5 protein-coding genes are annotated in these 3768 nt (G+C 67.5%); 4 read left to right on the forward strand and 1 reads right to left on the reverse strand.

What is annotated here, in order from left to right; translation table 11 throughout:
* From Q0Q02_RS23415 to Q0Q02_RS23425, 3 genes are all read left to right on the forward strand, one after another.
* On the forward strand, positions 1–683 hold a 683-nt coding region (locus Q0Q02_RS23415), incomplete at its 5' end, for an amidohydrolase family protein (protein ID WP_293813188.1).
* Positions 680–1669, forward strand: coding sequence for an ABC transporter ATP-binding protein (locus Q0Q02_RS23420; RefSeq protein WP_293812879.1), 990 nt, complete (start codon positions 680–682; stop codon positions 1667–1669). The genes Q0Q02_RS23415 and Q0Q02_RS23420, both read left to right, overlap by 4 nt.
* A gap of 46 nt (positions 1670–1715) precedes the next feature.
* A complete protein-coding gene (locus Q0Q02_RS23425; RefSeq protein WP_293813194.1) occupies positions 1716–2696 on the forward strand; it encodes an ABC transporter ATP-binding protein in 981 nt (326 codons plus the stop codon).
* Positions 2697–2817: 121 nt separating this feature from the next.
* Here Q0Q02_RS23425 and Q0Q02_RS23430 read toward each other — a convergent pair whose 3' ends face one another.
* The gene (locus tag Q0Q02_RS23430; protein WP_293813190.1) at positions 2818–3249 is read right to left on the reverse strand and encodes an OsmC family protein; all 432 of its coding nucleotides are present in this window, start codon (positions 3247–3249) and stop codon (positions 2818–2820) included.
* Positions 3250–3408: 159 nt separating this feature from the next.
* Here Q0Q02_RS23430 and Q0Q02_RS23435 point away from each other — a divergent pair, with 159 nt between their 5' ends.
* A complete protein-coding gene (locus Q0Q02_RS23435) occupies positions 3409–3705 on the forward strand; it encodes an antibiotic biosynthesis monooxygenase (protein ID WP_293813192.1) in 297 nt (98 codons plus the stop codon).
* Positions 3706–3768 lie beyond the last annotated feature (63 nt).

Raw genomic sequence — 3768 nt, forward strand, 5'->3', positions numbered from 1 at the left:
GCCTCGGCTTCCTCAACGAGCGCTGCCTGCTGCCGCATGGCACCGTCGTCTCCGGAAGCCGCCTGATCGACCGCCCCGGCCGCGATCTCGAGATCATCCGCGATTCCGGCGCCAGCATCGTGCATTGCCCGCTGGTCTCCGGCCGGCACGGTAACAGCATTAATCATTTCGGCAGCTACCGCGCCATGGGCCTGAACATCGCCATGGGCACGGATACCGCGCCGCCGGACATGGTGCTGAACATGCAGACCGGCATGATCCTCTCCCGCACCATGGCCGGCAATGTCGGCGCGGTGCGCTCCGAGGATTATTACGACGCCGCGACCATCGGCGGCGCGGATGCGTTGCAGCGGCCCGATCTCGGCCGCCTCCAGCCGGGCTCTCGCGCCGACATCACCGTCTTCGAATTCGACCGGCCCCATAGCGGGCAGGTCATCGACCCCATCCAGACGATGATGCTGACCGGCCATGGCCGTGATTTCGCGACCGTGGTGATCGACGGCCGCTTCGTCATGGAGAGCCGGGCGATCCCCGGCCAGGACGAGGCCGCCGACAACGCCCGCGCCCAGAAGCAGTTCGAGGGCGTGATGGCGCGCTATCCCGAGCGCACGCTCGGCCACCCGCCGATGAGCGAGATCTTCTCGTCGAGCTACGCGATCGAACGCAGCGAGGCCTCTGCATGACCGCATCCGCCGCCCAGCCTCTCCTGTCCGTCCGCGACCTGCGCATCGTCTTCGATGGCCGCCACGGCCCGTTGACCGCGCTGGACGGTGTTTCCTTCGACATCGCGCCGGGGGAAATCCTCGGCATGGTCGGCGAGTCCGGGGCGGGCAAGTCCCTGACCGGTACGGCGGTGATCGGCCTGCTCGAGCCGCCGGGCCGGATCGCCGGCGGCGAGATCCATCTCGCCGGCCAGCGCATCGACAACCTGCCGGCCGAGCAGATGCGCAGGCTGCGCGGCCGGCGCATCGGCGCGATCTTCCAGGACCCGCTGACCTCGCTGCACCCGCTGCTCAAGGTCGGCGACCAGCTTGTCGAGACCATCCTGACCCATCTGCCGGTCAGCCGGGCGGAGGCGCGCAAGCGTGCGCTCGACCTGCTCAAGGAGGTCGGCATCCCCGCCGCCGAGACGCGGATCGACCATTTCCCGCACCAGTTCTCCGGCGGCATGCGCCAGCGCGTCGTCATCGCGCTCGCGCTCTGCGCCGAGCCCTCGCTGATCATCGCCGACGAGCCGACGACCGCGCTCGACGTCTCCATCCAGGCGCAGATCACCACCTTGCTGAAGCGGCTTTGCCGCGAGCATGGCACGGCGATCATGCTGGTCACCCACGATATGGGCGTCATCGCCGAGACCGCCGACCGGGTCGCGGTGATGTATGCCGGCCGCATCGTCGAGATCGGCCCCGTCGAGGAGGTCACGCGCCGGCCGAGCCATCCCTACACCGCCGGCCTGATGGCCTCGATCCCGAGCGTCCATGTCCGCCACGAGCATCTCAACCAGATCGACGGCGCCATGCCGCGCCTCAACGCGATCCCGCCGGGCTGCGCCTTCAACCCGCGCTGCGGCCGGGCCGAAGCATTCTGCCGCGAGAACAAGCCCGGCTTGCCCCTCTCCGGGCACGCTGCAGCCTGCCATTTCCCCCTGAAGGAGGCGGCCCATGCGTGATAACGTGACGACGCTCACGCAGGATCAGGCCATGCCGCAGCCGGTCATGATCGAGACGGCCCCTGGCGACGACATCATCCTCGATGTCGCTGCGGCCTGCTGCCGCTTCGACGTCTCGGCGCCGGCGCTCTCGCGCCTGTTTTCGCACGAGCCGCGGCGCATCCTGCGCGCGGTCGAGAACGTCTCGTTCACGGTGAAGCGCGGCACCACCTTCAGCATCGTCGGCGAATCCGGTTGCGGAAAATCGACGCTCGCCCGCATGGTCGTCGGTCTGCAGCGGCCGACCGAGGGCAAGCTCAGCTTCCGCGACATCCGCCGCGCCGACGGCACGATCGGCCCGCCGCGCGTGCAGATGATCTTCCAGGACCCCTATGCCTCGCTCAACCCGCGCTGGCGCGTCGGCGACATCATCGCCGAGCCGATCCGCGAGCTGAAGCTCAGGTCGGACGAGGCGGCGGTCCAGCAGCGCGTCGGCGATCTGCTGGAGACGGTCGGCCTCTCGCGCACCGATGCCAGCCGCTATCCGCACGCCTTCTCCGGCGGCCAGCGCCAACGCATCTCGATCGCGCGTGCGCTCGCGACCGAGGCCGATTTTCTCGTCTGCGACGAACCGACCTCGGCGCTCGACGTCTCCGTGCAGGCGCAGATCCTCAACCTGATGGTCCGGCTGCAGAAGGAATTCGGGCTGACCTATCTCTTCATCAGCCACAACCTCTCGGTCGTCCGGCACATGTCGGACGATCTCGCGATCATGTATCTCGGCCGCTTCGTCGAGGCGGGCCCGGCCGAGCAGGTCTTCACCCAGCCGCAGCACCCCTATACCCGCCTGCTGCTCGACACGATTCCCGATGTCGAACGGCCGAACCGGGCCCGCCGGCCAATGTCCGGCGAGGTGCCGAGCCCGATCAACCCGCCGGCCGGCTGCACCTTCAACCCGCGCTGCGCGCAGGCCGCCGATCGCTGCCGCGTCGAGAGGCCGGAGCTGCGGCAACTGGGCGACGTCCGCGTCTCCTGCCATTTCGCCTAAATCGTCATTGCGAGCGCAGCGAAGCAATCCAGGAGACTGGGTTGAACGGTTCAGCCCGGCCGCCCCTGGATTGCTTCGTCGCTGTCGCTCCTCGCAATGACGGCAGCAGCGCACCCGGACTTCAGCCGACCAGCGTCGCTTCCAGCGTGATCGGCGCCTTGAACAGCTTCGAGACCGGGCAGCCGGCCTTGGCCTTGTCGGCCAGCGCCTCGAAGGTCGCCTGGTCGGCGCCGGGCACCTTGCCCCTGAGCGTCAGGTGGATCGCGGTGATCGCGTAGCCGTCGTCGAGCTTGTCGAGCGTCACGCGCGCCGTGGTGTCAAGTGCGTCGGCCTTGAGGCCGGCCTCGCCCAGGATCAGCGAGAGCGCCATGGTGAAGCAGGACGCATGGGCTGCCCCGATCAGTTCCTCGGGATTGCTGCCGGGCTTGCCCTCGAAGCGGCTGGAGAAGCCGTAAGGATAAGTGTCGAGCGCCTTGGTCTCGGTCGAGATCGTGCCCTTGCCGTCCTTGATGCCGCCCTCCCAATGGGCCGAGCCGGTTCTGTTGATCGCCATGGTGCTGCCTCCCGTTCTGGTTTGGGTGGGTATTCTGCTTCTAGAACGCTACCCTTTCGCAACGATCCGAGGCGACCCGGGTTCATCGGGACGCGATCGTGCCAAGGACAAAAAAGCCGAATTGCCGTAAGGTCAGCGCTCCGAACGCTGGAGGCCGCCATGACCGCATTCAATGCCGTTCGTTTCAAGGTCAAACCGGGGATGGAGACCGCTTTTCTCGACGCTCATCGCAATGTCGTCGATGATTGGCCGGGCTTGCGACACGCCAACATCATCGCGGCCGGCGAGGGGCGCTACTGCATCATCGCCGAATGGGAGAGCTTCGAGGCGATGGCGGCGGCCCGTCCGCAGATGATCGCCACGCTCAACAGTTTCCGCCACACGCTCGATGATCTCGGCGGCGGGCTTGGTGTCACTGATCCGATCGCCGGTTCGGTTGCCCTGTCGTTGAAGTAGAGCCCGGACGGCCGACCTGATCGAACCGTCAGGCCGTCATTGCGAGGAGCGAAGCGACGAAGC

It is taken from the genome of uncultured Allobosea sp. (assembly GCF_945956895.1).
Taxonomy (GTDB): Bacteria; Pseudomonadota; Alphaproteobacteria; order Rhizobiales; family Beijerinckiaceae; genus Allobosea.

What these genes read in the sequence shown, in the direction of transcription:
- Q0Q02_RS23430 (WP_293813190.1), bottom strand. Translation starts at nt 3,249, where the DNA reads ATGGCGATCAACAGAACCGGCTCGGCCCATTGGGAGGGCGGCATCAAG.
- Q0Q02_RS23420 (WP_293812879.1), top strand. Translation starts at nt 680, where the DNA reads ATGACCGCATCCGCCGCCCAGCCTCTCCTGTCCGTCCGCGACCTGCGC.
- Q0Q02_RS23435 (WP_293813192.1), top strand. Translation starts at nt 3,409, where the DNA reads ATGACCGCATTCAATGCCGTTCGTTTCAAGGTCAAACCGGGGATGGAG.
- Q0Q02_RS23425 (WP_293813194.1), top strand. Translation starts at nt 1,716, where the DNA reads ATGATCGAGACGGCCCCTGGCGACGACATCATCCTCGATGTCGCTGCG.